The sequence below is a fragment of the Sphingobium fuliginis genome (genome assembly GCF_015074805.1).
Taxonomy (GTDB): domain Bacteria; phylum Pseudomonadota; class Alphaproteobacteria; order Sphingomonadales; family Sphingomonadaceae; genus Sphingobium; species Sphingobium fuliginis.
The window spans coordinates 87,872-110,989 of the sequence record NZ_CP060037.1 but is presented as its reverse complement, the minus strand read 5'-3'; the positions used below and the strand labels follow the sequence as shown (position 1 = coordinate 110,989).

Annotated in this window: 24 protein-coding genes; 15 read left to right on the top strand and 9 right to left on the bottom strand. The window is 60.9% G+C overall.

Going from position 1 to position 23,118, the window contains the following annotated elements; translation table 11 throughout:
• The first annotated feature begins 79 nt into the window (after positions 1-79).
• From H5V43_RS21905 to H5V43_RS21865, 9 genes are all read left to right on the top strand, one after another.
• Entirely contained in the window at positions 80-334 is a 255-nt protein-coding gene (locus H5V43_RS21905; RefSeq protein ID WP_025548988.1) for a FitA-like ribbon-helix-helix domain-containing protein, read from the top strand.
• Positions 334-756: a type II toxin-antitoxin system VapC family toxin gene (locus tag H5V43_RS21900; protein WP_025548987.1), complete on the top strand. Its 423-nt coding sequence runs from the start codon at positions 334-336 to the stop codon at positions 754-756. Before H5V43_RS21905 ends, H5V43_RS21900 begins: the two co-directional genes overlap by 1 nt.
• A gap of 28 nt (positions 757-784) precedes the next feature.
• Entirely contained in the window at positions 785-1,375 is a 591-nt protein-coding gene (locus H5V43_RS21895) for an HD domain-containing protein (RefSeq protein ID WP_025548986.1), read from the top strand.
• Between the two features lie 41 nt (positions 1,376-1,416).
• On the top strand, positions 1,417-1,731 hold the full coding sequence (locus H5V43_RS21890) for a DUF7673 family protein (protein WP_025548984.1): 315 nt from the start codon (positions 1,417-1,419) through the stop codon (positions 1,729-1,731).
• Between the two features lie 254 nt (positions 1,732-1,985).
• A complete protein-coding gene (locus tag H5V43_RS21885) occupies positions 1,986-2,504 on the top strand; it encodes a DUF736 domain-containing protein (protein ID WP_025548983.1) in 519 nt (172 codons plus the stop codon).
• Positions 2,505-2,622: 118 nt separating this feature from the next.
• Entirely contained in the window at positions 2,623-2,868 is a 246-nt protein-coding gene (locus tag H5V43_RS21880; RefSeq protein WP_025548982.1) for a hypothetical protein, read from the top strand.
• A gap of 297 nt (positions 2,869-3,165) precedes the next feature.
• Positions 3,166-4,152: a DUF2493 domain-containing protein gene (locus tag H5V43_RS21875; protein ID WP_025548980.1), complete on the top strand. Its 987-nt coding sequence runs from the start codon at positions 3,166-3,168 to the stop codon at positions 4,150-4,152.
• Positions 4,153-4,353: 201 nt separating this feature from the next.
• Positions 4,354-5,040, top strand: a complete 687-nt coding sequence (locus H5V43_RS21870) for a hypothetical protein (protein WP_025548979.1) — start codon at positions 4,354-4,356, stop codon at positions 5,038-5,040.
• Positions 5,041-5,398: 358 nt separating this feature from the next.
• A complete protein-coding gene (locus tag H5V43_RS21865; protein ID WP_025548977.1) occupies positions 5,399-5,623 on the top strand; it encodes a hypothetical protein in 225 nt (74 codons plus the stop codon).
• Positions 5,624-5,733: 110 nt separating this feature from the next.
• Here the strand turns inward: H5V43_RS21865 and H5V43_RS21860 are convergent, their stop codons facing one another.
• On the bottom strand, positions 5,734-5,970 hold the full coding sequence (locus H5V43_RS21860; RefSeq protein WP_244968723.1) for a hypothetical protein: 237 nt from the start codon (positions 5,968-5,970) through the stop codon (positions 5,734-5,736).
• Between the two features lie 692 nt (positions 5,971-6,662).
• Here H5V43_RS21860 and H5V43_RS21855 point away from each other — a divergent pair.
• Genes H5V43_RS21855 through mobF form a run of 3 tightly spaced genes read left to right on the top strand, consistent with a single transcriptional unit; the run spans position 6,663 to position 12,297 of the window.
• The gene (locus H5V43_RS21855) at positions 6,663-6,953 is read left to right on the top strand and encodes a ribbon-helix-helix domain-containing protein (RefSeq protein WP_025548975.1); all 291 of its coding nucleotides are present in this window, start codon (positions 6,663-6,665) and stop codon (positions 6,951-6,953) included.
• Positions 6,943-9,258, top strand: coding sequence for a type IV secretion system DNA-binding domain-containing protein (locus tag H5V43_RS21850; RefSeq protein WP_025548974.1), 2,316 nt, complete (start codon positions 6,943-6,945; stop codon positions 9,256-9,258). The genes H5V43_RS21855 and H5V43_RS21850 overlap by 11 nt, the downstream gene beginning before the upstream one ends.
• 3 nt (positions 9,259-9,261) lie before the next feature.
• On the top strand, positions 9,262-12,297 hold the full coding sequence (gene mobF / locus H5V43_RS21845) for a MobF family relaxase (protein ID WP_025548972.1): 3,036 nt from the start codon (positions 9,262-9,264) through the stop codon (positions 12,295-12,297).
• A gap of 119 nt (positions 12,298-12,416) precedes the next feature.
• Here mobF and H5V43_RS21840 read toward each other — a convergent pair whose 3' ends face one another.
• A complete protein-coding gene (locus H5V43_RS21840) occupies positions 12,417-12,797 on the bottom strand; it encodes an HU family DNA-binding protein (protein WP_274599463.1) in 381 nt (126 codons plus the stop codon).
• 67 nt (positions 12,798-12,864) lie between these two features.
• Between H5V43_RS21840 and H5V43_RS21835 the strand changes: the two genes are divergently transcribed.
• Positions 12,865-13,422 (top strand): hypothetical protein, encoded by a 558-nt coding sequence (locus H5V43_RS21835; protein WP_025548970.1) that lies wholly within the window; start codon positions 12,865-12,867, stop codon positions 13,420-13,422.
• Between the two features lie 67 nt (positions 13,423-13,489).
• Here H5V43_RS21835 and H5V43_RS21830 read toward each other — a convergent pair whose 3' ends face one another.
• From H5V43_RS21830 to H5V43_RS21815, 4 genes are all read right to left on the bottom strand, one after another.
• Complete coding sequence (locus H5V43_RS21830) at positions 13,490-13,759, bottom strand: DUF5818 domain-containing protein (RefSeq protein WP_025548968.1); 270 nt, start codon at positions 13,757-13,759, stop codon at positions 13,490-13,492.
• 54 nt (positions 13,760-13,813) lie between these two features.
• Entirely contained in the window at positions 13,814-15,151 is a 1,338-nt protein-coding gene (locus H5V43_RS21825; protein ID WP_025548967.1) for an anti-phage deoxyguanosine triphosphatase, read from the bottom strand.
• A gap of 118 nt (positions 15,152-15,269) precedes the next feature.
• Positions 15,270-15,566 carry a type II toxin-antitoxin system RelE/ParE family toxin gene (locus H5V43_RS21820; protein WP_025548965.1) on the bottom strand — a complete coding sequence of 99 codons (297 nt, stop codon included), beginning with the start codon at positions 15,564-15,566 and terminating at the stop codon, positions 15,270-15,272.
• The gene (locus tag H5V43_RS21815; RefSeq protein WP_128830733.1) at positions 15,563-15,820 is read right to left on the bottom strand and encodes a type II toxin-antitoxin system ParD family antitoxin; all 258 of its coding nucleotides are present in this window, start codon (positions 15,818-15,820) and stop codon (positions 15,563-15,565) included. The genes H5V43_RS21820 and H5V43_RS21815 overlap by 4 nt, the downstream gene beginning before the upstream one ends.
• A gap of 193 nt (positions 15,821-16,013) precedes the next feature.
• Here H5V43_RS21815 and H5V43_RS21810 point away from each other — a divergent pair, with 193 nt between their 5' ends.
• Together H5V43_RS21810 and H5V43_RS21805 are read left to right on the top strand one after the other, a co-directional pair.
• A complete protein-coding gene (locus H5V43_RS21810) occupies positions 16,014-18,293 on the top strand; it encodes a Nal1-like putative serine protease (protein ID WP_025548962.1) in 2,280 nt (759 codons plus the stop codon).
• Positions 18,294-18,427: 134 nt separating this feature from the next.
• Entirely contained in the window at positions 18,428-18,964 is a 537-nt protein-coding gene (locus H5V43_RS21805; protein ID WP_025548961.1) for a CYTH domain-containing protein, read from the top strand.
• A 398-nt stretch (positions 18,965-19,362) separates the two neighbouring features.
• Here the strand turns inward: H5V43_RS21805 and H5V43_RS21800 are convergent, their stop codons facing one another.
• From H5V43_RS21800 to H5V43_RS21790, 3 genes are read right to left on the bottom strand one after another with little or no spacing between them, the layout of a single operon-like run.
• A complete protein-coding gene (locus H5V43_RS21800; RefSeq protein ID WP_128830732.1) occupies positions 19,363-20,493 on the bottom strand; it encodes a TniQ family protein in 1,131 nt (376 codons plus the stop codon).
• 9 nt (positions 20,494-20,502) lie between these two features.
• The gene (locus H5V43_RS21795; protein ID WP_025548959.1) at positions 20,503-21,420 is read right to left on the bottom strand and encodes a TniB family NTP-binding protein; all 918 of its coding nucleotides are present in this window, start codon (positions 21,418-21,420) and stop codon (positions 20,503-20,505) included.
• Positions 21,417-23,102, bottom strand: coding sequence for a Mu transposase C-terminal domain-containing protein (locus tag H5V43_RS21790; RefSeq protein ID WP_128830731.1), 1,686 nt, complete (start codon positions 23,100-23,102; stop codon positions 21,417-21,419). The genes H5V43_RS21795 and H5V43_RS21790 overlap by 4 nt, the downstream gene beginning before the upstream one ends.
• Between the last annotated feature and the right edge of the window lie 16 nt (positions 23,103-23,118).

Here is a 23,118-nt window from a genome sequence, read left to right as displayed (position 1 = left end):
CTCCGAGACCGGCTCTTGCAGTCTGATTGCATTTTGTTATATTGATTGCAATCCTGTCATTTTATGAGATTGGAAGCAAATGGCATCCGTCACCGTTCGCAACATCCCGGATGAAGTTCATCGGGCTTTGCGCGTGCGCGCAGCCCAGCATGGCCGCAGCACCGAAGCCGAAATTCGCATCATCCTGGAGCAGGCCGCGATGCCGGAGGGAAGAAGGCTCATGGGTTCGGCACTTTCCGAAATCTGGGGCACCGCTGGGTTGACCGAGGAAGAGGCGGCGGCAATCGAAGGCGCGAGGGATCGCCGCCCCGCGACGCCAATGAGCTTCGACTGATGATCGTTGTAGATACCAATGTCATTTCCGAAATGGCAAAACCGCAACCTTCGATTTCCGTCCGGCGCTGGCTTGATGCCCAACCCTTTGATGCCCTTTATCTGACGACTATCACGATGGCGGAGATGCGTTTCGGCATCATGGTTCTACCTGCAAGCAAGCGGCGGAGTTTTCTCGAAGCAGCGTTGGAGCGCACGGAACAGCTGTACGCAGGTCGAATCCTGTCGTTCGATCAGGATGCAGCGCGGCACTACGCGGACCTTGCCACTCTTGCCCGCGCGAAAGGCAAGGGGTTCCCCGCACCGGACGCCTATATTGCGGCGATCGCGGCAGCTAACGGATTTATCGTCTCAACACGTGATACGGCACCATTCGAGGCCGCAGGCCTTGGCGTCATCAATCCCTGGCTCAGCACCAACTGAATTTCGCACGGAGAGGGCACGCGACATTTTGACCGACCAAGAACAGACTCCCGATCTTGCGGACGCCATGCTTGCCGCGTGGGATTTCGCGGCGTCCGCCCATCTTGGCCAGTTCGTTCCCGGTTCCGAGCTACCCTATCTCAAGCATCTCGGCGCCGTCGCGATGGAGGTTCTGGCCGCCCATCAGGTCGAGCCAATGCCTGATATCGCGCTGGCCGTGACCTGTGCGATCCTCCATGACTGTATCGAGGACCAGGGCGTCGAGCATAGCACATTGCGCAAGCGTTTCGGACCGGCTGTCGCCGACGGTGTGCAGGCGCTCTCCAAGCTCGAAAATCTTTCCAAGGCGGACGCTATGGCAGATAGCTTGGTTCGCATAGAGCGTCAGCCCCAGGCCATCTGGTGCGTGAAGCTCGCCGACCGGATCTGCAATCTGAGGGGCGCACCTGAGCATTGGAAGCCGGTTCGGATCGAGCGCTATCGAGAGGAGGCCCGTCTCATCCTCGATCGGCTCGGTTCCGCGCACCGTCATCTGGCCTCCCGACTGTCCGCTCATATCAACCGATATCCTGAACCTCCCGCCGAACGATCCTGCGCGCAGCCCGGCAATCTTGCATAGCTGGTTAGCTGAGCTATCCTGGCCTCGGCAGGAGGCAGAATATGGATGTAACCCCATTCAGTCGCGCGGCGGCAGACAAGGCGCTCGATCGGTTGATCGCTATTGCCCAGTCTGACACGGGACAGTCGCGCCGGGTTGCCAACTTCCTGCTTGCCTGGTGGAATGGCGATGATTGCGGTCATTTTCCGATTGCCGATCTTTTCGGCGTCGACTGCACCATCGCCACCCATATTACCACAATCATCGGTTTTCTTGGTCAACATGAGGGTGCGATCTACCCCGATGCCTTCGGCAAGAAACATCAAATGATCGAGTTGGTGGAGCGCTGGCGCAATTTCGACGACAAGGTGGTCTGATCAGATCGTCGGCCCGCCGGTTGTGCCGCGGGCGTCATAACGCAGCGCTCAAAACCGCAATGTTACGCTGATCGAAACCGGCGGGATCTCCACGCCTGGTCCATCTTGCTTGCCCCAAGGCATCCCGTCAGCGCGAAGGCGCTGACGGAGGGGCGCTCGCGCGCCCGCTCGGCCGAAGGGCCGAGGAGAGGAGGGGGAGAGAGGATTGTGTCCCGGACAAAGGGTTCGGGAGAAGCACCTCTAGGAGAAGTCCCATGAACATCGGTTCGATCAGCCAGAATGAGAGCGGCACCTTCCTCGGCAAGATCTCGACTCTGACCGTCAGTCTGACGATTGCGTTGCGCGAAGTGCACTCGACCAATCCCCGGGCGCCAAAATATGAAATCTTCGCGCTCTCGGCAGCCAAGCAATGGGTCCAGGTTGGTGCGTTCTTTGAACTGCCGGCCAATGGCACCGGCGAGATGTTCCTCAATGGTAAGATCGAGGATCCAAGCTTCGACAAGCCGCTCTACATCTCCGCCTTCCGGCAGGACGACGGCTCGTACAACATCGTCTGGTCGCGCCCCAACCGCAAGCGCGACGTCGACGCTGCAATGGCGCCTCGCCAAGCCGATTCGGGTCTGCCGCCGCTGCCGGGTGGAGAAGCCGCGCCTGCGGGCGGTGATGGCCTGGGCGAAAGCACCGCGCAGGGCGGCTTCGGCGAAGAACAACCCCGGTCCGGCCGCGGCAAGCGTCAGCAGCAGACGGGCTCCGACGAAACCATCGCGGCCTGATCCATCCTCTCCCCACCGCGCATGACCTGCTCTGCATGCGCGGTTCCTACAGGGTCCGTTTCGTCCCCCTCGAAACGGACCCTGTCTTTTTTCATGCCTATCTACGGGAGCCAGGATCATGCCATTCCCCATCAGCCCGCTGCTCGTCACCGCCTATCGAGAACTCGCCGCGCTGGAGCGCTTCGCGTTCCGTCGCGCGCAATTGCTCGAAGGTCTGGACTGGTCCGCCATGACCATCGAATTCAGATGTCAGGCATCCTGTAATGACGAAGAGCTGGCCAAGAACCTGTTCTCGCTCAGCGCCTACGTCGATCATCTGGAATGTCGGATGCGTTGCGCCCCCGTGCGGTCGATTTGCTGTTAACCGCGCGTACCACGCGGGCAAATCGAGTTCTCTCTCACATTTCGGTATCAGACAAGCTTCATCGCCACATTATGCGGCGCTCCAAGCACTTTCGTCAAGGATGAGCGGTACCCCCAATTTTGACGCGGCCTCCACTGTGCTGCGCTCCGTTACACCCACGACAAAATCGGTTCCCCCACTCCCCGCTTCGCGGCGCAGGGCGATGCCCTGCGTCCCTGACTAAAGCGCTCCCGCGCCACCGATGACGATCATCTTTCATCTGATCCCAGGTGAGAGAGATATTCTTTGGAGGTTTTCATGTCCAAGTTCAATAACTTCGCCGATCTCGCCAGCTTCATCGCCTCGCAGACCGAAAATCGCGATCTCTCATCGACATACGAACACGCTTTCATCGAGCATTCGGAGATGGCGAAGCTCAGCTTCGTTGAGGATGCGCAGCAACTCGACATGCCCGATCCAGAGCAGGTTCGGGCTGCCGTCGAGATGGTGATGCAGACGCTGTTCGACGTGCTGCGCGACACCCGGATGGAGGCCTACACCGCCGATCTTTCGTGGGGCTTTACGAACAGCTTCCATGTCGTCGCCAAGCGCATCGAAGGTCGGGAAGATGATGCCGCCAAGAAGCTGGGCGAACTGGCACGCGAATATGATCCATCCGAAATCTACGCCACCGAACTGGAAGAAACCCAGCTGCTTTGCCAGACGCTCCAGGGATGCCGACAGGCGATGGAATGCATGCGGGACCACGCGGCCGACGTGCACCGAGTGGAAACCGGTCGGCCCTTCTCGCCGGTTCGCGGCAGCAAGGTATCGGGCGGGACCACCGCGTCGATGATTGATTCGCGTGACTATCTCGCCGCGCGCGCCCGCGAACGGCGTGAGCAATTCGCGCCGGAGGGGCCGGTCGTCGTCTTTTCGGGCGGCGCAAACTGGGAGGACAGCGATCGGCTGTGGAACGGTCTCGACGCAATCAAGACGCGCATCCCCGAGATGATCCTCGCCACGACCGCGCAGACCAAGGGTTGCGACGCCATCGCGCAGGCATGGGCGGCGTCGCGGGGCGTCAAGGTCATCCAGTTCCGTCTCGACCGGAGCCTCGGCAATCGCGCCGCCTTCGTCCGCAACGACCGGATGCTGGCGTTGAAGCCCGTCGAGGCGGTGATCTGCGAGGGCACGGGTATCCAGGCCAATCTCGCCCAGAAACTGCGCGCCGCCGGGGTGCCGCTTCATGTCGTGAAGAATGTCGGCGCCAGCCTCGCCAAGCGCACTGAACGGCGGGCGTGAGCCCACCGGAGAAGCCCCGGCTCCGGCCGGGGTTTCTCCTCTTTCCTTCTGTCGGAAATGCGGCGCTCGGGGGCATCGAGCCCCGTCGCGCCGCGAAGCCCGCGCGTCCATGTCAGCGCCGCTCCGATCTCCTTCAACATCTGCGCGACCAAAGGGAGAGAGGGGGCTGGTGATGCGGTCCAACGAGGGAAGGGAAAGTCCATGTCCATTACATTCCGCGTCGCCACCAACGCTGATGACCGGGCTGGTCCGGTCGCTGCGATTACCGCCCGGCACCTTGCTGCGTTTCGGCACTATTTGCGGGAGGAAGGTAGCCGAATGGGAACGATCTTGCTCTATCCTGATCGCCCCGATGACGACTATCTTGGTTATCACTTCGAAGCGCGCATTTGCCCGCTCGCGCTCGCGAGCGTGGTGCGGGCCTTCGATCATGATGCTGATGTGATCCAGGTTCTTGAAGAAGCGCAATTCCAGGGACGGCGCGTCAGGGTTCACCGCGCCGAGGCGGATCGCAGCATCCGCATACGGCTCGCGCTGACGTCCGATCTGGGACTGGAGATCAATCCCGAAAACCTGAACGCTTCAACGCACTTCGATACCAAGCCGAGCGACGTTCTCATCGCCTTCGAAACCGCGGTCAAGCGGATTGCCAGCGAAGAGTGTCGCGGCAATACAAGTGAAGCCTATGAAGTCTATGCGAGCCGCGTCAGCGCGGCCATAGATGGCCTGCTGGAAGGATTGGACCCGGTCAATCGCGACGAGGCAATCCGTATCGCCGAACGATATGACTACCACAGCCAGGCTGAGCGGGATGCGGACTATGATCCAAATGCTTGCGCCCTCACTGGCATCGATATTGATTACTGCCACTGCGGACGTCATCCATGAGAGCGCGAACGGATCGGGCCTCGGTACGGTCGGCATTGGCCGTGTCACCTGGAACGGCTCGCTCGCATGCCGCGCGGACCCTTCGGTCCGCACGCTGCTACGCCTTGCCGGAGGTCTCCCGACGAGAGGGAAAATCTCACTATATTCCCATTGTGCCAGGCGGAGCGGGGCCGCGTGCAAGGATGAGCGGTCCCCCCAATTTTCACAGGGCCTCCACTGCGCTGCGCTCCGTTCCATCCCTGAGAAAATCGGTTCCCCCACTCCCCGCTTCGCGGCGCGGGCCGGTGGCCCGCGTCCTTGACCCGACCCCGCTCCGCCCGCGCGCCCTGACCCCGTCAGTTCAGGACAGGAGGAATGCATGCACATGATCACGAACCAACTTCGCGCCGATCACGCCGCCTATCTTGCAGCCTGCGCCAATGCCGAAAACCGCGCGCTGCACAGCTTCTTCGACCAGCATGTCATCGTTGACGAGGAAGCAGGCTATATCGTGCTGGACGAAGGCGACCATGATCCGTTGCCGATGACGGTCATCGACCGGATCGTCTACACCGTTACCGGCCAAATGCTGGACAACTATTGACCGACACGGGAGGGCTGCGGCTCTCCCTTTTTTTGCTGTCGGATATGTGGACATGGCGGGCATCGAGCCCGCCATGTCCAGGCGCAGCGTGCCGCCGCGCCGGGTCTGTTTCAGGCACCCAAGCGCTTCTGCGCTTCGTCCGGTCCCAGCGTCTTGATCCGGTCAACGATGCGCGCCAGCTTCTTGGGTTCGAGCTTCAGCAAGCCCGCTTTTTCCACGACAATAATCGCGTTTTGCCGCTCGCGATCTTCCAGCAGCTTCAGCCGTGCGTCGAGCCTGTTCTGCTCGGCGGCTATCGCCGCGCGTTCCTGTTCCAATGTCTTTGCCATGAGGCATTCCTTGTCCATGAGATAGGGCTCCGGACGCCCCCAGCTATAACCCGTTGGCGGGCAACAGGAAAGCCCGTCTTCAGAGCTGCGATACGGGTCGAACTGGCGGCTCGTCGGATCGTTCCTCACCGCCGATCGGGGCTCTATTCGCTTGGGGTTCCGCCGCCCTTTCAGGACTACCGCACCCCCATGCTCACGGAGCCAAGGCCACGCCTTGTCTCCGCCCGGTCAGGTGACGATCCCCTGCCGATACAGCGGCACCGATGCTGCCGTTCGCGACCGCGCGCTGGATGCTGCGCATCCGCGCGAGATGACCACGACAGTCCTTCTTGTCGCCTGCCAAAGGCAGCGATTTTCGTTCCGCCAGACTGGCGGAACCACGCCCCGCCGGAACGGCATTTCCTCCCCATCGATGACGCGATCAGGCCGATCCAGGGCGCCTGGACCAAATCTCAGGATTTGCACACCCCACGCACCTAAAGGTGCAATTAAACTATTGAAATAGCGTATTTTTACTCTCGAAACGGTGCGGTGCTCACGGCACCTGCCATTTCAGCGCTTGCAAAACCCAGCATTTCCGTCCTTTCCAGCGGTGCGTGCAGCACCGCGATTTTCAGGGTACTGGCTTTCCTTGTTGCTGTCCCGCGCCCATGCTATAGCGATCCCGCTTTCCGCTTTTCCCACCAGCCTCCATCAAGGAGGCTTGGGCTTTGAGTACCGATTATCACCCGGCGACGATCCGGCTGAACCATGAGCAATGGGCTGCGGTTCGCGCCCTTGCCGGCACCAACAATATGACCCCGGCCGAGGTCCTGCGCAGGGCCGTTGAAGCCTATCTGGCGAACCACAAACAGGGCAGCCTGTCGCAGCGTCGGCTCGCCCGGATTGCCGAATATCAGCACCTCGCGCTGGACGTCATTGTCCGCGAACAATATCCGCAATTGCGTGACCGCATCATCGCGGAAACCGACAAGCGCCTGGTGCAATATCATGGCGCGTAAGGACATCCGCTCGAACGGGAAGGCCGTTCCCCTGACCCACCATTCGGCGCGTGGGAAAGTGCAGCGCAACTCGGGCAATTTCACCCGCGGCAGCCAGCTTCTCACCCATGAGATGCTGATGTGGTTTTCCGGTGTCAAACTGCCCATCATCCTGTGGTTCCTGACCTTCGTCGCGGCATGGTTCCTGATCATGTCGATCCAGCTCGACGAGCATGGGTTCCAGATGATCTGCATGAAGCTCTATGCCGAGCTTTGGAGCTGGGTTGGCCTCAGTCCGATCAAGCGGGTCAATGTGACCCTGCCGAGCGGCGAGATACTGCGCACCATCATGCCGCTCGTGCCGGCCATCCCGGAGGTGAAGCAGGCCTGGGCGGTGGCTATGCGCGGGTTGTTCGGCGCGGTCCTGATCTCCATCTTCCTCGCCGTGCCGATCGCCATCTGGTTCGTCGACATGTCGCGCCGCCGGGGCAAGACCATATTGGAGGAACGGCATGAGCGCGGCGCGATGCTGGTCGATTTCGACCTGCTGCGCTCGGAGGTGGATCAGCATAATCATGCGGCATTCGAGGAAGATGTCGCGGAGATGTGCCCGGGCATGACGCCGTCACAGGTGCTGAGGCTCCCCTTTGTCGAACGCAAGGCAAGGGGAATCCACCATCCTTATGTCCTGGCCGGCGTTTCCTATCCGCACAGACTGGAGCAGTCCCACACCATGTTGCTCGGCACCACCGGTGCGGGCAAGACCACGCAGTTGCGCAGCCTGATTACCCAGATGCGTCAACGCCAGGATACGGCGGTCGTCTTCGATCTGACCGGCGCCTATGTCGAGGCCTTTTACGACCCGGATCGTGACACGATCCTCAATCCCATGGATGTCCGCTGTCCGGCCTGGTCGATCTTCAACGACTGCTCGACGTACAGCCATTTCACGTCGGCCGCGGTTGCCCTTATTCCGTCCGATGGAGGGTCGTCCGAACCCTTCTGGGCGCTCGCTGCCCGCACCCTGTTCATCGAAATGTGCATGCGCCTGATCGAACGCGGCCAGACCAGCAATCTGGCGCTGGCCGAGAACCTGATGACCGCTGACCTCAAGCGCGTCCACCGCACCTTGGCGAACACCATCGCCGATCCGCTGACCGCGCCTGAAGCGGCCCGGATGGCGGAATCAATTCGCGCTGTTTTCAACACCAATGCGCAGGTGCTGCGCTTCCTGCCGGACGAGGGCGAACCCTTTTCGATCCGGCAGTGGATGACGGCGGACAAGGCGCCGGGCTCCATCCTGTTCGTCACCTCCGACTATGACGATCTGGAGATGAACAAGCCCCTGCTGACGCTCTGGATGAACATCGCCATCAACAGCCTGATGACCCTGCCGCGCACGCGCTCGCTCCGCACCTGGTTCATGTTCGATGAGGTGGGCGCGCTGCACCGCGTGCCCGCCATCGAAAAGGGGTTGCAAACCGCGCGCAATTTCGGCGGCGCGATGATCCTGGGGCTGCACAGCTTCCAGAAGCTGGTCGAGGTCTATGGCGAGGAAGGCGCCAGAAACCTCTCCTCGCTCGCCCGCACCAAGCTGATCCTCGCGACCGGCGATATCAAGACCGCGGAGGAATGTTCGCACTATATCGGCAGCCGTGAAGTGCGGCAGATGGATGAGGCCTACAGCTACGGTTACAACCAGACCCGCGATGCTTCGACCCTGACCGCGCGCAAGCAGGTCGAACCCCTCGTCCTGCCCGACGACATCACCAACCTGCCGTCCATGCACGGCTTTGTGAAATTCCCCGAAGGATTCCCGGCGGCCCGCATCCTGCTCCAGTGGAAAGTCCATCCCAAAGTCGCTGAAGGCTTCCTGCGTCGCGCCCATGTCGAGCCGGTGCGATCCAAAAATCCCGAGGATTATTTCGCGGATGAGGAGGAAGAGGCAGGCGGCCGGGATGGGGCGTCGCAGGTCGCGGAGGAGGCCCGCGATCCGGCCTATAATCTCGCCAGGGAATTGGCCGCGCGCATCCTCACCGACGGGGTGGAGGAGGAGCGGGATTATGCCAATCACCGTGCAGGGGAGGGGCGTGAGGATCGCGCCGGCGAAACCGTGCCCGGCGATGCAACCGCCGGTGGAAACGGGGAGGGGACTGAACCGTCTCGCAGTGGTCCTGACCAGGTCTTGGCCCAGCATCGCGAAGACAGCGAGGAAGGCTCCCGACCCGCTGCGCCGCGCGCGGCCCCGATCGAGGATCAGTCGCTGGTCGAGTTGCGCCAGGACTTCTCCGCCGGCCTCGATGACAATCTCGATATGGGGATCTGATCGATGCTCTCGGTTGCTTCCGTCCGCTCGGCGTCAGGCGCCGCCAGCTATTTCGCCCAGGACAATTATTATACGGTCGAAGGCTCGTCTGAACTCAGCCTGTGGGCCGGGGAGGGGGCTCGCGATCTGAGCCTGTCGGGTGAGGTCGGGAAGGAGAGTTTCGAAGCCATTCTCAACGGCGAATTGCCCAGCGGCGAGAAGGTCGGCAGGCATGAGAACCATCGCGCCGGCGTCGACCTTACCTTCTCCATGCCCAAGTCCGCCTCGGTCATGGCCTATGTCGCGGGCGACCGCCGCATCCTCGCCGCCAACATGTCCGCGGTGCAGGCCACGATGGCCTGGGTGGAGAAGAATCTCGCCCAGGGGCGCAAGGATATTGAGGGCCGCAAGGTGCCGATCGCGACCGGCAATCTGGTCTATGCGCTGTTTGAACATGACACCAGCCGCGCGCTTGATCCGCAGGGCCATATCCATGCCGTCATCGCCAACCTGACGAAGATGTTGGATGGCAAATGGCAGGCGCTGCATGCCGACAAGATCTGGAGCAACAACAGCGTGATTGGCGCCATCTATCACGCCTTTCTACGCGTCGAGATCGAGAAGCTCGGCTATGTTGTTGACCTGAAGGGCAAGCATGGCACCTTCGAGATTTCGGGCGTTCCCAAGGCAGTGCTGGAGGCGTTCAGCCAGCGCAGCGCCACGATCAAGGAGAAAGTGGCGGAATTGGGCGTCACCTCGCACAAGGCGCGGGACCAGATAACCCTCAACAGCCGCGATCCCAAACTCGATGTCGGTGACCGCCCTGCACTTGTGCAGGGCTGGAAGGACAAGGCGGAGGGGCTTGGTTTTACCGGCAAGGAACTGGTCGAGGCCGCGCTTGCGCGGGCCGGCGTCATCCAGGCGGAGAGTCCGCTGGAGCGCGGCTATCATGCGGTCAAGAATGCCGTGGAAATGGCTATGGCGAAATTGGGTGCGATCCTGGGCCATGACGACCCGTTGGTCGATCGGCGCCTTGCCCGGATCGTGCAAACCCCGGCCGCCGGCCGGGCGCAGCTGGCGGTGGCCTCGGCGATCCGCATCCATGCCGAGCGCGAGGCGGCGTTCGAGCAGCATAAGCTTGCCAAGACCGCGATCGATCTCGGCCTCAAGGGCGTCACCATCGACCATGTCGAGCGGCGGATCGAACAGTTGAGGGACAAGGGCCTGTTGCTTAAAGGCGTGGGCCGCGCCTCTGGCATGGTGACGACTCGCGAAGCGCTCCAGACCGAGCAAAAGATCCTTGGCCACATGGAAGCGGGCAACGGCAAGTCGAGTCCGATGCTCGATCCCGCCTCCGCGCCTGCCCGGCTCCAGGAAGCGAGCCGGCACCCGCTCAATCCCGGCCAGCTTGCCGCAGCCACGCTCATCGTCACATCGAGCGATCGCACGGTTTTGGTGCAGGGCATTGCCGGCGCAGGCAAGTCAACCATGCTATGGCCGGTGGTTCGTGTCGCGCAAGCCGAGGGGCGCAAGGTTTTGGGCCTCGCATTCCAGAATAAGATGGTGGCGGACATGAAGGCGGGTGCCGGAATCGAGGCGCAGACCATCGCCTCCTTCGTCCTTTCCAACCATCGGTTTGTAACCCAGCGCGAAGGCTCCGCCTATGAGGCAGCGCGGGAGCGGCTCGCTGGCGCTACCCTTGTGGTCGACGAAACATCGATGGTGTCCTCGGGCGATATGCTGAAGCTGCACCAGATCGTCGATGCGCTCGGAATCGACAAGCTGGCGCTGATCGGTGATCGGAAGCAGCTCTCGTCGATCGATGCGGGCAAGGCCTTTGCCATGATCCAGGCGGGCGGCGGCACCATGGCGCGGATGGACCAGAATATCCGCCAACGCACCGATCAGCTGCGCACCATCGCGGCCCTGGCCAATGTCGGCAAGGCCAGCCAGGCGATGAAAGTGCTGGGCGACAGGGTCATCGTGTCCGCTGACCCGGCAGGAGAAGCGGCCGAGCGCTGGCTTGACTTATCACCGGAAGAACGAGCGGTGACCGCGGTATTCGCTTCGGGGCGCGAGGCTCGCGCCGTCATCAATGAGCGCATCCAGGCGGGGCTGGCGGACGAGGGCACGCTCAAGGGTGAGGGAATCCGCCTCACCGTCTACGAGCGCGTGAACATGACGCGAGAGGAACTACGCTATTCCGCAAATTACCGGCACGGCCAGACTCTCGAAGTCGGGCGCGGCGGCGCCCGCGATGTCGGCCTCGAGGGCGGGCGCTACAAGGTCGTCCAGGTCCACGCCAATGGCCGGGTCGATCTGCTGCGCGGCCGGGAGAAAATCCGCTTCTATCCCCACCGGCTATCACCCACTGAAACGCGGGATCGGCTCCAGCTTTCCGAAACGAAGATCCTCACCCTGCGCGAAGGCGACATGATCCGTTGGACCGCGAACGACAAGCCACGCGACATGCTGAATGCCGCCATCGCGCGCGTCGCCGGTGTGGATGCCCGAGAGGTGACGGTCGACTTGGGCGGTGGCCAGCGGCTCACGTTGCCGGTCGGCGACGCGATGCTTTCCCGGTTCGACCTCGCCTACAGTCTGAACATGCATATGGCGCAGGGGATCACTACCGACAAGGCGATCACGGTCATGTCCAGCCGCGAGCGCTATCTCTCCAATCAGCGGATGTTCAATGTCGGCGTGACGCGCGTGCGCGACGAACTGACGATGATCGTGGATAACAAGGTGAAGCTTGCCCGTCTGCTCGATCACAATCCCGGCAACAAGACCTCGTCGCTCGAGACGATGGGGCGGCTCGATATTGAAGGGAAGGCCCCGGTGGCGCCTCGCGAACCGTTCAATCCGGGTCCCGTCGATGGTGTCACTTTACCGGAGGGAGCTGATTCTTCTGGACTGCTACCCGATCTCCCGCCGCTGCCGGATGGCCATGCGATGGGCGCTGCGCCGGCGAAAGATTTGGGGCGAATGCCTGATAAGCTTGATGGCGCGGAAATTCTGCCGCCATTGCCCGAGCGTAGCCTGGGGCTGGATCTGTGAGAAACGTGACTGACACAGGTGTCACTTAACCGGTCCACGTTGCTCCGCGCTAAAGTGACATGTGGGATATTTTACCGATCAAGGGCGCCGCGGACGGATATCAGCGGCGCCGGTTGACCTTAGCCGTTCAGCTGGTCCTTGACGGCCTTCGCCGGCGTGAAGGTCAGCTTCTTGGATGCTGCGATCTGGATGGTCGCGCCGGTCGAGGGATTACGGCCTTCGCGGGCCGGGCTGTCCTTGACCTTGAACTTGCCGAAGCCGTTCAACGACACTTCGTCGCCCTTGGCGGCGGCGCCGGCGACCGACGAAAAGACAGCGTCGACATATTTGCGGGCATCGGCCTTGGTGAGGCCATGATCGGCGGCCAGAGCTTCAGCGAGGTCGGTGTTGTTCATTGGGTATGTTCCTCTGTTGGAGTGCCGTGCATAGGATGGAAATGGACCGGCCGGAAGGGGGGATTTGCCCGAAAACACTGGCTCTGGCCCGGTAAAGTGACACATGGGTTTTATGTGTGGTGGAGGCAGAAAAGGGGATTCACAGCGAGACAGCTTCTGCTAGATTCCTGATATGTTCTATCAGGCCGATCTTTTTGAGCAACAGCGCCCGTCTGCGCCGCAGGCAACAAAGGCCGCACCAGCCAGGACAAAGTTGCCGGAACTGGTCGATCGGATTGCGGCCGTGACCCGTCGGCCGCGCTACGCGCTTCTGGTCCTGGAGCAGATTGCGCGAGAGGCTGGGCCGAACGGCAGCCTCGGCCCTTATGTGGATACCGAGGAGGGGAGGGTGCCGGTACGTGACTGGCTCTGCCAGGCTTTGGCGCCCTTGGCCAAGCGAGACTGCCGCCGCATCGCCATGATGGAAGCGGTTCGGAGCGAGGTGATGGCGACGGCGGTCGAGGCAAGCGATCCTGCCGAGTTGGAGCGCGCATGCGAAGCGCAAATTCAGGAGCGCATCATCCGATCGGGCCGTACCAGCGTCAGCCGGGCGGTTTCGGATCTGGTGAAGGCGGGTCTCTTGCGGCGGCACTATCAGGGTTATCGTATCGACCATCCCAATCGCGGTGCGCAGCGCGAGGCGGTCTATACGATCACGGCCGAGGTCAAGCAGACCCTTCGGCGCCACTGACCGACCTGCGCTTGGTCTGGGCGTGACTGAGCCGTTGATCAACGGTAATCGGTGTACTCGCCACCGCTCATGCGGCTGAGGAAAGGGCCCTTTGAAATGGCTCGCTCGCCTCAATCCAGTTGACCGCGATCGCTTCCGCGCCTGTCCTGATGCCTTCGACCACCACGTTCGACTGAAGCAGATGAGCCACATTTTTGAGCAGGCCGACGTCCCAAAGCGCGCCATTGCGCGCTTGGACATAAAGATTGACCGCGCCCGCGACTAGCACGCCCTCCAGACGAAAATATGAACCGATATTCATGTGGCGCAGATAGCCTGCGCCTGATGACATCGCCATGACACATCCCTGGCGCGTGCAAATAAGCGGACGGAGCGAGGCGCCTCGCCCACGTTAGAGGCGGTCGAACACCGAGCCCATGCGCGGGGAGAACAAACGCTCATATGTCTTGAGCAGATGCGTGTCGGTCATCGCTGCCACATAGTCGCAGATGATGCGCAGGTCGCCGCCGGCTGCGTCAAGCTTCAAAAGCTCTTCGCGGGGGAGCAGCCGGACCGGATCGGCTTGCATGGCTTCGAAAACGGCGATGACCATTCCCTGCCCCTTGAATTCCAGATGCTGGACCGCAGGACTGGTGATGACTTCCCGCACGACGAAATCCTGCAGGACGTCGAGGAACTGACGCTCGCCTTCCCGCACGCGCACGCGGTAACGCAGCAATGGCTCGGCAAAGGCGCTCAGTTCGACATATTCCACGGCGGTGAGAAAGTGGTGGACCAGCCGTCCGATGAAGCGCTTGCGCGAGGCAGCGCCGCCGAACAGACCGTCTATCATCTGCGAGAAGACGTCATTGGCGCTCTCGCCCGGATATTTTTCCTTAAGGGCGTCGAGAAAGGTCGGGCAGCGATCCTGCAGCGCGGCGGCAAAACGCTCCCGCGTGACGAGGTCGAGGGCGATCGCATCTTCCAGATCATGGACGCCATAGGCGATGTCATCGGCCGTATCCATGATGGAGCAATCCAGCGATTTATGGATAGACCGGCCATGCTTGCCGGGCTGGGTCGCGAACGTCTGGAATGTTTCGAGGTCCGCACTGTCCAGCGGCGCAAGGATCCAGTCGACAATGTCCTGCTCGCTATCATGATAGCATTTGGGGGGCTTGCACGTCTTGCCGTCAAGAATCTTGATGGTGGTCGGGCCGGTGACGAGGGCAGGGACGATCGCCGGATTGCTCACCCGGCTGAATGCGACGGGATATTTCAGGATGCCGAGCATGGTTCGGCGCGTCAGGTTCGCCCCGGCATGGGAGGAGAAATGCTCCAGTCGCCCCAATATTCTGAGCGTCTGGCCATTCCCCTCAAAGCCCCCTGCATCACGCATGCAATAGTTCAGCGCGATCTCACCGCCATGGCCGAAGGGGGGATGACCAAAATCATGGGTGCAGCCGATTGAATGGATGGTGCCACGGTCGGGTAGGAGCGAGGCGGCGGGATGATCGGGAAAGCTCTTGCCGAGCTGGCGCGCGATCCCGCCTGCAATCTGCGCGACTTCGAGCGAATGGGTCAGGCGCGTCCGGTAGAAGTCGCTGTCGCCCAGATTCAAAATCTGCGTCTTGCCCTGCAGTCGGCGGAACGCAGCCGAGTGGATGACGCGGGAATAATCGACATCCCCATCATCGCGGGCATCTTCGCTCTGTGGGTTCCACCCCTCGCGGCGCGCTGACCAGCTCATGAGTAGTAGCAGGTCATGCCTGCGGTGGCGCCGATGATGGTCGTTATCTGTGAGGTCATGATGTGATCCGGGTCCTGGGACAGGGGATAAAATCGAGGGAAATCGAAGCAGCAAACCGTCAGTCTGGAAAAAGCATCGCTCCGTAATCTTGAGCGCCGTGCAGGATATGAATGATAACGACTTTGTCTGCTTCCACGCGATAGAAGATCAGATAATTGCCATGCCTGCGACGCCGAACGCCCAGTCCTTCGAGGCGTGGCACCAGCGGGAAACGTTCAGGATGACCCGACAGGCCTAGGCATTTCACACGCAGCTCGCGCAAGAAGCTTATCGCCCGGGCGGGGTTGTCCTGCGCAATATAATCACCGATCGTCTCAAGATCATGCTCGGCCTCGGCCGAAAGGTGAACGATCATTGAGAGTCGGCATCCATGGCGCGATATTTGGCCTCAAGACGATCAAACACTGCTTCCGCGGGCGCCATTCTTCCTGCATCGGCGTCGGCGAGTCCACGCGCGATCGACGCATCGAGGGCGGCCAGGCGGGTTTCTCGGTCCTGAATCAGGCGCACGCCCTCACGCAGCACTTCACTTTTCGAGTTGTAACGGCCGGTCGCGACCAGACTGGCGACAAACGTTTCAAGCTGCTGTCCAAGATCCGCGCTAATCATGTGGGTGCCTCCTGATCCATCCTTTAGCACGTTATCAACAGTTGATAAAGAGCGCCTGGATCAACTTGGGCATGAGCCCATAGCATGACCGTTCGACATTCCCCCTGGCGCCGGTAAAATTCCTGTCACGAGCAAGATTTATTCCATGGCTGCGGGCTTCCGAGAGGCGAAGCACGCAACTGGGGGATGGATCATGAAACAATTTCCACCGCAGCGTGACTATAGCTCCTTATCGGTTCGCGACCTGATCGAGGCGCGTGACGCCTATCACCTCCATCTGTCGCATCTGTCCAATGTCACTGCGACCGCGATCGGACGCTATCGCATCCACAAGGATGATTGGTATGCGACGCACTCGCCGGCCGAAAAGCGACCTGCCAACTTCGCGCCCGTCGCCGAGCCGAAGACGCTCTACAATACAGTTGTGACGCCCTGGTCCTGGCCGTGCGTGCTGGTCTTCGTCGAGCAATGGGTCGACCGGGCGGAATTTGCCCACAGCCCTGATCAGATGGTGCCGCGTGCGCTTTTCCTGCCCGATGGCCGGGTGATCCCGACCTGCACGATCCTGGTCGAACGGCGTGACGCGCCTGCGGCCAACGATGACGCGCCGTCCTTTCCCAACAGCCTGATCGGCGGTGGCTTCCTGCTGACCACACGCGTCCAGGGCGTCGACCATTTTGGCTCGGTTGGCTGCCTGGTCAGTGACGGGCGTTCAACCTATGCGCTCACCAACCAGCATGTCGCTGGACGCCCCGGTGAAGAGGTGGCGACCATCTTACGGGGCAGCCGCGTCGCGATTGGCGTGACCGCCGATCGGTCGATCCGCAAACTACCCTTTTCCAAGGCATATCCCGGATGGCCGGGTACGCAGGTTATGGGGAACCTGGATGTCGGGCTGGTCGATATTGCCGATACGTCCTTTTGGACCTCGCAGATTGCCGGGCTGGGACCGATCGGTACGCCGCTGGACCTGCACGCCGACAATATCACCGTCGATCTCATTGACTGCCCGGTCCATGCCTTTGGCGGTGCCTCCGGCCCACTCTCCGGCCGAGTGGCCGCGCTTTTCTATCGGTACAAGTCCATCGGTGGCACGGACTATGTCTCCGATCTGCTGATCGCGCCGGACCATGGCAGCACCACCCGACCCGGCGATTCCGGCACGCTCTGGTGCATGGCGGATCCAGGTGCCGAGCAAACGGATCCGCTGCGACCCATGGCGATGCAATGGGGCGGCCATGTCTTCGTCGACGGCGGCCACAGCAATGTGGCCCAAGGTCTGGCGCTCGCGACCTTCGTCAGCACCATCTGTCGCGAACTGGACGTGGACATCCTGCGCGGGGTTCATTCGGGACTCCCGGAATATTGGGGAGATGTCGGCCATTACACGATCGGCGCGAAGGCCTGTCAGCTCCTTGTCGACGACGACCTCGCGACGCTCATGATGGCCAATCTGGACCGTGTCGCCTATGGCGACGACAATCTCGCTGCCAAATCGTTCAAGACCGCCAGCCAACAGCGCTTCTCACCGCTCGCCGATGTGCCTGACAAGGTCTGGAAGCGGCCCGGAAGTCCGGCCGCGCGGGGCAATCATGAGAATCCCAACCATTTCGCCGATATGGACAAGCCGGACTCGAACGGCCGCACCTTGCTTCAGCTGACAGCGGACCCGCTGGGCAGGACCGACCCCGCCAAGGTCACGATCGAAACCTTCCAGACCTATTATGACGATATCCATGACCGTTCGCGCGGCCTGCTGCCGTTCCGGGTCTGGCAGTTTTACGACATGATGGTCGAGGCTGCCGCGCAGGGTGACGCGGCCGGTTTTGTCGCAGCTGCCGGCGTCATGGCCCATTATGTTGGCGACAGCTGCCAGCCGCTGCATATCTCCTACAAATTCAATGGCGATCCCGACCGCAAGGACCCGAACAGCGACGAGATTTACGGACACGAAGTCCATTCTGCCTATGAATCGGACATGCTGCGCGCTCATGCGCCGGAAATGTTGGCGCGGCTCAACACAGAGCTTGGCATCGGCCCGGGCCTGCGCGGCACTCACGGCTTCACCCGCTTCTGCCAATCGGGCCATGACGCCGCGGTCGCCACAGTCGATGTCATGCGCCTGGCGTTCAGCACGATTTCGGTCGACGACATCATTGACACCTATGTGCGTGACAAGAAGACGATGTGGGGCCAGTTCGGCGCGGCCACCGTGTCGCTGCTGGCCGAAGGCGCGCGGAGCCTGGCGATGATCTGGGAAAGCGCCTGGAAGCAAGGCAACAGTCGGATCACCGCTTTGGGCCCGATCGACACGGATGCGCTGATCGCGCTTTACGAAGATCCGGACTGGGCGAAGTCAATGACGCTGGATGAAATCGGACCGACGCTGCGCGGTGGACCGGCAGGCACAGCCGCATCGACCCCAGCCAAGCCGGTCAAACCGAGGCGGCGACCGCGCCGAACGGAAGCCTGATGGTTGACGAGCAACGGTGCGGCTCCATCGGTTCGTGTCGTTGTAAATCCGCGATCATCTGACTCCCGTTCGTCATTGATAAGCGCTACCTTGGATCTGTTCGCCGCCTGACGGCGATCCCATCCGGGGTGTCTATGTCAGTCGAGATCGAACGCAAATTTCTGGTCATTCGCAAGGATTGGCGAGCATCAGCTGATCGGGGTCGGCAGCTGCGGCAGGGATATATTGCCCACGACAGTCACGGGAGCGTTCGCGTTCGGATCGCCGAGGATCGGGCGTGGCTCACGGTGAAAAGTGCGCGATCTGGTCTCGTCCGGCATGAGTTCGAGTATGAGATCCCGATCAACGACGCGGAGGAGATGCTCGCTGGATTTTGCTCCGGCATCCTGATCCAAAAGACGCGTTATCGCGTGACATTTGCCGGCAAGATTTGGGAGATCGATGTTTTCCACGGGCCAGCCGAGGGATTGATCGTCGCCGAAGTGGAATTGCAGACGGTCGACGAGCGCTTGGAATTGCCGCCGTGGATCGGCGAAGAAGTCACCCATGACCCTCGTTATCGCAATTCGGCGATTGCTCTGATGCCTTCGGTTGAAATGGCGGAGCCAAACCCTCAACGAGACCCGGCGGATGGCATTCCACCTTTGGCTCGATTGGAGCTTCAAGCATGAGAAATGGTATCAGCAATAAGGATATAAGATATTGAAAATAGGTGATAATAAAAAAGTCTGATAATAAGAATTATGTTAAATTTGTAGTTTTTGATGGAGCCCTAGATGTCGATTCCCGAAGATCGGTGGACTCCGACTGTTTCGAGATTGATTTACCCGAGATCACTGGACAAAAATTACCCAAGATCGGTGGATATTTCCCTGAGATCGGTGGACTCGTCTGGCCTGCTGTTCCTTTATTCATGAGAGGACTCGCACTGCTACATTACCACGAACTCCCGGTTTCCGGCCATAGCGTAAGAGCGTGACCGGTGAATTCGACACAGCGCCTGATCACTGAAATTCAACTGTCCAGCAGATAGATGAAAGTGCCGCCTGACTGAAAACCGGTTTTTGCTTCAGTACAGGCCTGTGACCCCAGCGCGATATCGGGCGCGCAGCCGCGGTGGCCAATGCGTTGCTCGCCGATACAATCCATGCCGATAGGCTGGGCGGATGAAATGGATCAGCCATTCCAGTGACCCGCTCCATTGCCGAAATTCTTCGAGGATCGGTCTTTCTTCCAGGCGTTGATCACTCGCCATAACGGCGCAGACATTTGCGTCCCCAATCACCGCCAGAACCGCCGCGATGACCTGTCTGCGCCAATCGGCTGAGAGGCCGCACAGTTTGTGGTGCACGTTCGGAAGATGGAGCCGGGGTCGATAATGGGAGCATGTATCAAAGGCATCGAGCGGAACGTCGCCCCTATGACCGGACGCCGCGCAAAGAACATCGGCAATGTCGCTGACCGCAGCCAGCAATTCAGCCGGCTTGGCCGCGCCGCACCACCTGACGCCCACCGGCTGCCCGGATAGCGCCGCCATTAAATCCTGTTCGAAGGAAAGCTGGACACTCGCGGCAGCGAATGTCCGCAGCGGCTCTTGCCTCGACCGCCGCCTCCCCTGTCCAGCCAGGAGGAGTCCGCATTGGCTGCAGCAAAGCCGGCTTTCCTTACCACTCGCGACATGAACAGGTCGCTCACGGGAACCGCATAGGCAATGATTGAGAAGCGGCCGTTGGTGACGCGCACATAGGGTTACAGGGGCAAAGCACCATTCCATCCGGAGGAAGTCCTGACCGGTCTGCTTATGGCTCTCCGTCAGGCAGTCGGGACACCACGCCCATGCGAACTGCGATGCCCGTGGTTCGCCGTCACCGGCAACGGCGAGACAGTTGGGCCAGCTAAACCAGAATACTGGTACAAGAGGAAAACGCTGCGCCGCGTCACAGGATGCAACGACGGTAGAATGAAGATGGGTTGCTTCAGCAATACAGAGTTGATGGGGAAGCGACATTCCCCAATCGATGGCTGCGCCATCACTCCACTCCGCTTCCTGCTTGGACGACAGCAACAATGTGAACAGTGGTTCCGGTTCACAGTCATATCGGCAAGCCACGCGCGAAAGCCAGGATGACATGATTTCATCCGGGCATGGTCGTGGCGCGAACGGCAACGCCAGACTTTGTTTCGCCTGTAGGCCGGCCACGATCTCGCGCTATCCGGCCACCGGTATATGCCTCGCTCGACCGTGGCGCTGCATCGACGCCAGCGGAGGTACGAGCAGTTCGTCGGCAAAGGTTTCCTCGTCCATGAATTCGCGGCCGCTCAAGACGGCCGCGACCGCCGCCTCCTCGACCAATCGGAATATTCGTCCGGTAATCCCTCCGCTTAGATCCATGAGTCGCCGTCTCACCCCACGGCTCTCCAGATCAGAGGCATGGCGCAGCGGGCGCGTCGAACCGAGGCAACGCAACAGGAAAACGAAACTCTCGTCGTCCCGCCACGGAGACAGCTCGAGCGCATCGAACCGGTCCGCGAGATGCTGATCGAACAGCAGCGCGCGGTGCGCTTCGGGCGTGCCGGCACAGACGATCGGCAAGGCAAGCTCATTGGTCATGAAGCGGATGAGGTTGAGAAACAGCCGTTGCTGGCGCGACGTCCCAGCCAGGAGATTGTTCATCTCATCGATAATGAGAACCCGGGTATCCAATTCGCCCAAAAGCCGGAGGCACAGGCGCTCGGCGTCCCGTTTGGTCATGCCGCCCCGAACCGGGACGCCCATGGCGCGCAGCATCTGCTCGTAGAAATCCTGTTCCAGCGGCTCTCTGGGCATCTGGAAGGCTACAACGGGCATGGTCGTGCTGCCTTCGGTCTCGTTGAAGGTCGGAGGATGGGCGTTGCAAAATCGGGCGATCGCCATCGATTTGCCCATGCCGCTGCGTCCATAGACCAGCAGGCACGGCATACGCGGTCGCTTGGGATAGGCAAGGAGCGCTTCGAGGCGCTGCACGATTGCCGCCGCCTTCGGGAAGCCCACCCAGCGTTCCGTCCGAATCCATGCGATCCGTTTCTCATCTGATACCAGAGCATTGGCGCGGAAATCCGGGTGGAGATGGGTAAGCTCGTCTGTCACGACCAGTTCTCCATGGGGTAAGGCAGGTAAGGATCGCTGGTCAAAGGCGCCTGCCGGTCGACCAGGTCAGCAGGCGCTTTGGTTGTCGTGATAATGGGCGCATCGTCCCGCGGCATACGTCTCGCCGCTTTCCGCGCCGTCTTGGTGCGTGCAGTTGCCATCGCTACGATGGCACGCTGCGCTTCGATAGACGCGAAAATCTGCCCCTCATCAACCGATCGCCGCCCTTCTTCGTGCAACTCGGCCAAAGCGCGCTTTTGTTCCCAATGACTGATCGCGGGTCGCGAAAGATCGGCATAGGGAATCGGCAGATGTTGGCCATCCGGCGCCTGCAGGAAGACGCAGGAGAGGTTCCGCGGGTCATATTTGATGAGCATTTGGAGTCCCTCCCCCACCCAGGATGAAAGGACATTGTCCCAATAGCGGATGTGGAACAGCCGAACGCCATCGCGCCTGACTTTCCGCATTTCGAATGGCAGAAAGTCGAGGAGAAACTGATCGAAGTCCGCGGGATGGCGGATTGGGTCCGGTTGGCGCTGCACCGCCCTCTCCCACGCGCTCGCGGGCGTGAGTTGAAGCGCGGAATGCAGGCTGCAATGATAGACGCCCGCAATCTGTAGGGCGATCCAGCTCTCCAGTTCGGCAAGCGTCATGGCAGCGTGACGCTCTGGGTCATAATCGCCTTTTTCCGCTATGTTTGAAAAGGTTGTCCCTGGAAGCAAATGCACGGCGCCCATCATCGTGCCGATCAGTCGTTCGATATGCCCGCCATAATGGGGCGTGGCCGGCGGTCGAAAGATCTGCTCGATGCCGTGCTCGGTACAGCCACGAGCCAAAGCGCGCGAGTGAAATTCGCGCGCATTGTCCATGTGGAGGCAATCGGGAATGCCTGAAACCTCCCAAGAAACGTCTATGCTGCGCTCCTCAAGCCAGGCTTTCTTGGGAAGCACGGCGTGACGCAATGCCATGGCAACCGAGGTGGCCGACGGCGAATCCATCGTCAGATAAAAGCCGGTTACGACACGGCTCGCGACATCAACCGCGATCGTCAGCCATGGCCTTCCCAGTGGAAGCCTGTTCCGTTCATCGACGACAATCTGATCAACCAGCGTGTGATCAATCTGGACAATCTGCAGAGCATGTTCAGCACCATAGTGGGCTCGCACCGGGCGAAATCCATCGTCCGCTGCCTTGCGTCCCTTCCGTCTCCGAATAACATGCGCGCGGCGAAGGCGCATGACGCGCACCTCGACCGCATGACGTGACGGCTTGCTTACGCCGCGGGCCGCACATTCATGGGCAATTTTTCGCCACAGATCGCTGATGTTGGGCTGCTGGTCGGTTAGGAAAAAACTCTCGATCATCCCATTGATCAGAGCGTCGACTTCAGGGCCAAGCCGGGAAAATCCGCAGGTTGGTCCGGGCCGGCTATCGACGAGACTGCTAGCCACTGAGCGGGTGCGATATTGCTTCACGAGAGCATAGAGGCGAGTTCGACCCAGCGAAAGTTCATCCATTGCCAGTCGCAGATCGGCGTCGGGAATGCGGGCCATTGCGGCCAGATTCCTGATAACAGGTTCGCGCTCAGCTGCCCGGCTCCATGCCGGTTCTGCAACACCGTGAAGGTCTGCCCTCTGACGCACCATCACGACTTCCCCAGCTGGACGAATCGCGATGAACATTGTCCACCGATTGGAG

Coding starts and splice junctions, on each gene's coding strand:
- H5V43_RS21815 (WP_128830733.1), bottom strand. CDS start 15,820: ATGATTAGCGCGGATCTTGGACAGCAGCTTGAAACGTTTGTCGCCAGT.
- H5V43_RS21905 (WP_025548988.1), top strand. CDS start 80: ATGGCATCCGTCACCGTTCGCAACATCCCGGATGAAGTTCATCGGGCT.
- H5V43_RS21875 (WP_025548980.1), top strand. CDS start 3,166: ATGTCCAAGTTCAATAACTTCGCCGATCTCGCCAGCTTCATCGCCTCG.
- H5V43_RS21835 (WP_025548970.1), top strand. CDS start 12,865: ATGTTCTATCAGGCCGATCTTTTTGAGCAACAGCGCCCGTCTGCGCCG.
- H5V43_RS21820 (WP_025548965.1), bottom strand. CDS start 15,566: ATGATCGTTCACCTTTCGGCCGAGGCCGAGCATGATCTTGAGACGATC.
- H5V43_RS21810 (WP_025548962.1), top strand. CDS start 16,014: ATGAAACAATTTCCACCGCAGCGTGACTATAGCTCCTTATCGGTTCGC.
- H5V43_RS21840 (WP_274599463.1), bottom strand. CDS start 12,797: ATGTGTCACTTTACCGGGCCAGAGCCAGTGTTTTCGGGCAAATCCCCC.
- H5V43_RS21860 (WP_244968723.1), bottom strand. CDS start 5,970: ATGGACAAGGAATGCCTCATGGCAAAGACATTGGAACAGGAACGCGCG.
- H5V43_RS21805 (WP_025548961.1), top strand. CDS start 18,428: ATGTCAGTCGAGATCGAACGCAAATTTCTGGTCATTCGCAAGGATTGG.
- H5V43_RS21870 (WP_025548979.1), top strand. CDS start 4,354: ATGTCCATTACATTCCGCGTCGCCACCAACGCTGATGACCGGGCTGGT.
- H5V43_RS21830 (WP_025548968.1), bottom strand. CDS start 13,759: ATGGCGATGTCATCAGGCGCAGGCTATCTGCGCCACATGAATATCGGT.
- H5V43_RS21865 (WP_025548977.1), top strand. CDS start 5,399: ATGCACATGATCACGAACCAACTTCGCGCCGATCACGCCGCCTATCTT.
- H5V43_RS21825 (WP_025548967.1), bottom strand. CDS start 15,151: ATGAGCTGGTCAGCGCGCCGCGAGGGGTGGAACCCACAGAGCGAAGAT.
- H5V43_RS21890 (WP_025548984.1), top strand. CDS start 1,417: ATGGATGTAACCCCATTCAGTCGCGCGGCGGCAGACAAGGCGCTCGAT.
- H5V43_RS21885 (WP_025548983.1), top strand. CDS start 1,986: ATGAACATCGGTTCGATCAGCCAGAATGAGAGCGGCACCTTCCTCGGC.
- H5V43_RS21790 (WP_128830731.1), bottom strand. CDS start 23,102: ATGTTCATCGCGATTCGTCCAGCTGGGGAAGTCGTGATGGTGCGTCAG.
- mobF (WP_025548972.1), top strand. CDS start 9,262: ATGCTCTCGGTTGCTTCCGTCCGCTCGGCGTCAGGCGCCGCCAGCTAT.
- H5V43_RS21850 (WP_025548974.1), top strand. CDS start 6,943: ATGGCGCGTAAGGACATCCGCTCGAACGGGAAGGCCGTTCCCCTGACC.
- H5V43_RS21880 (WP_025548982.1), top strand. CDS start 2,623: ATGCCATTCCCCATCAGCCCGCTGCTCGTCACCGCCTATCGAGAACTC.
- H5V43_RS21900 (WP_025548987.1), top strand. CDS start 334: ATGATCGTTGTAGATACCAATGTCATTTCCGAAATGGCAAAACCGCAA.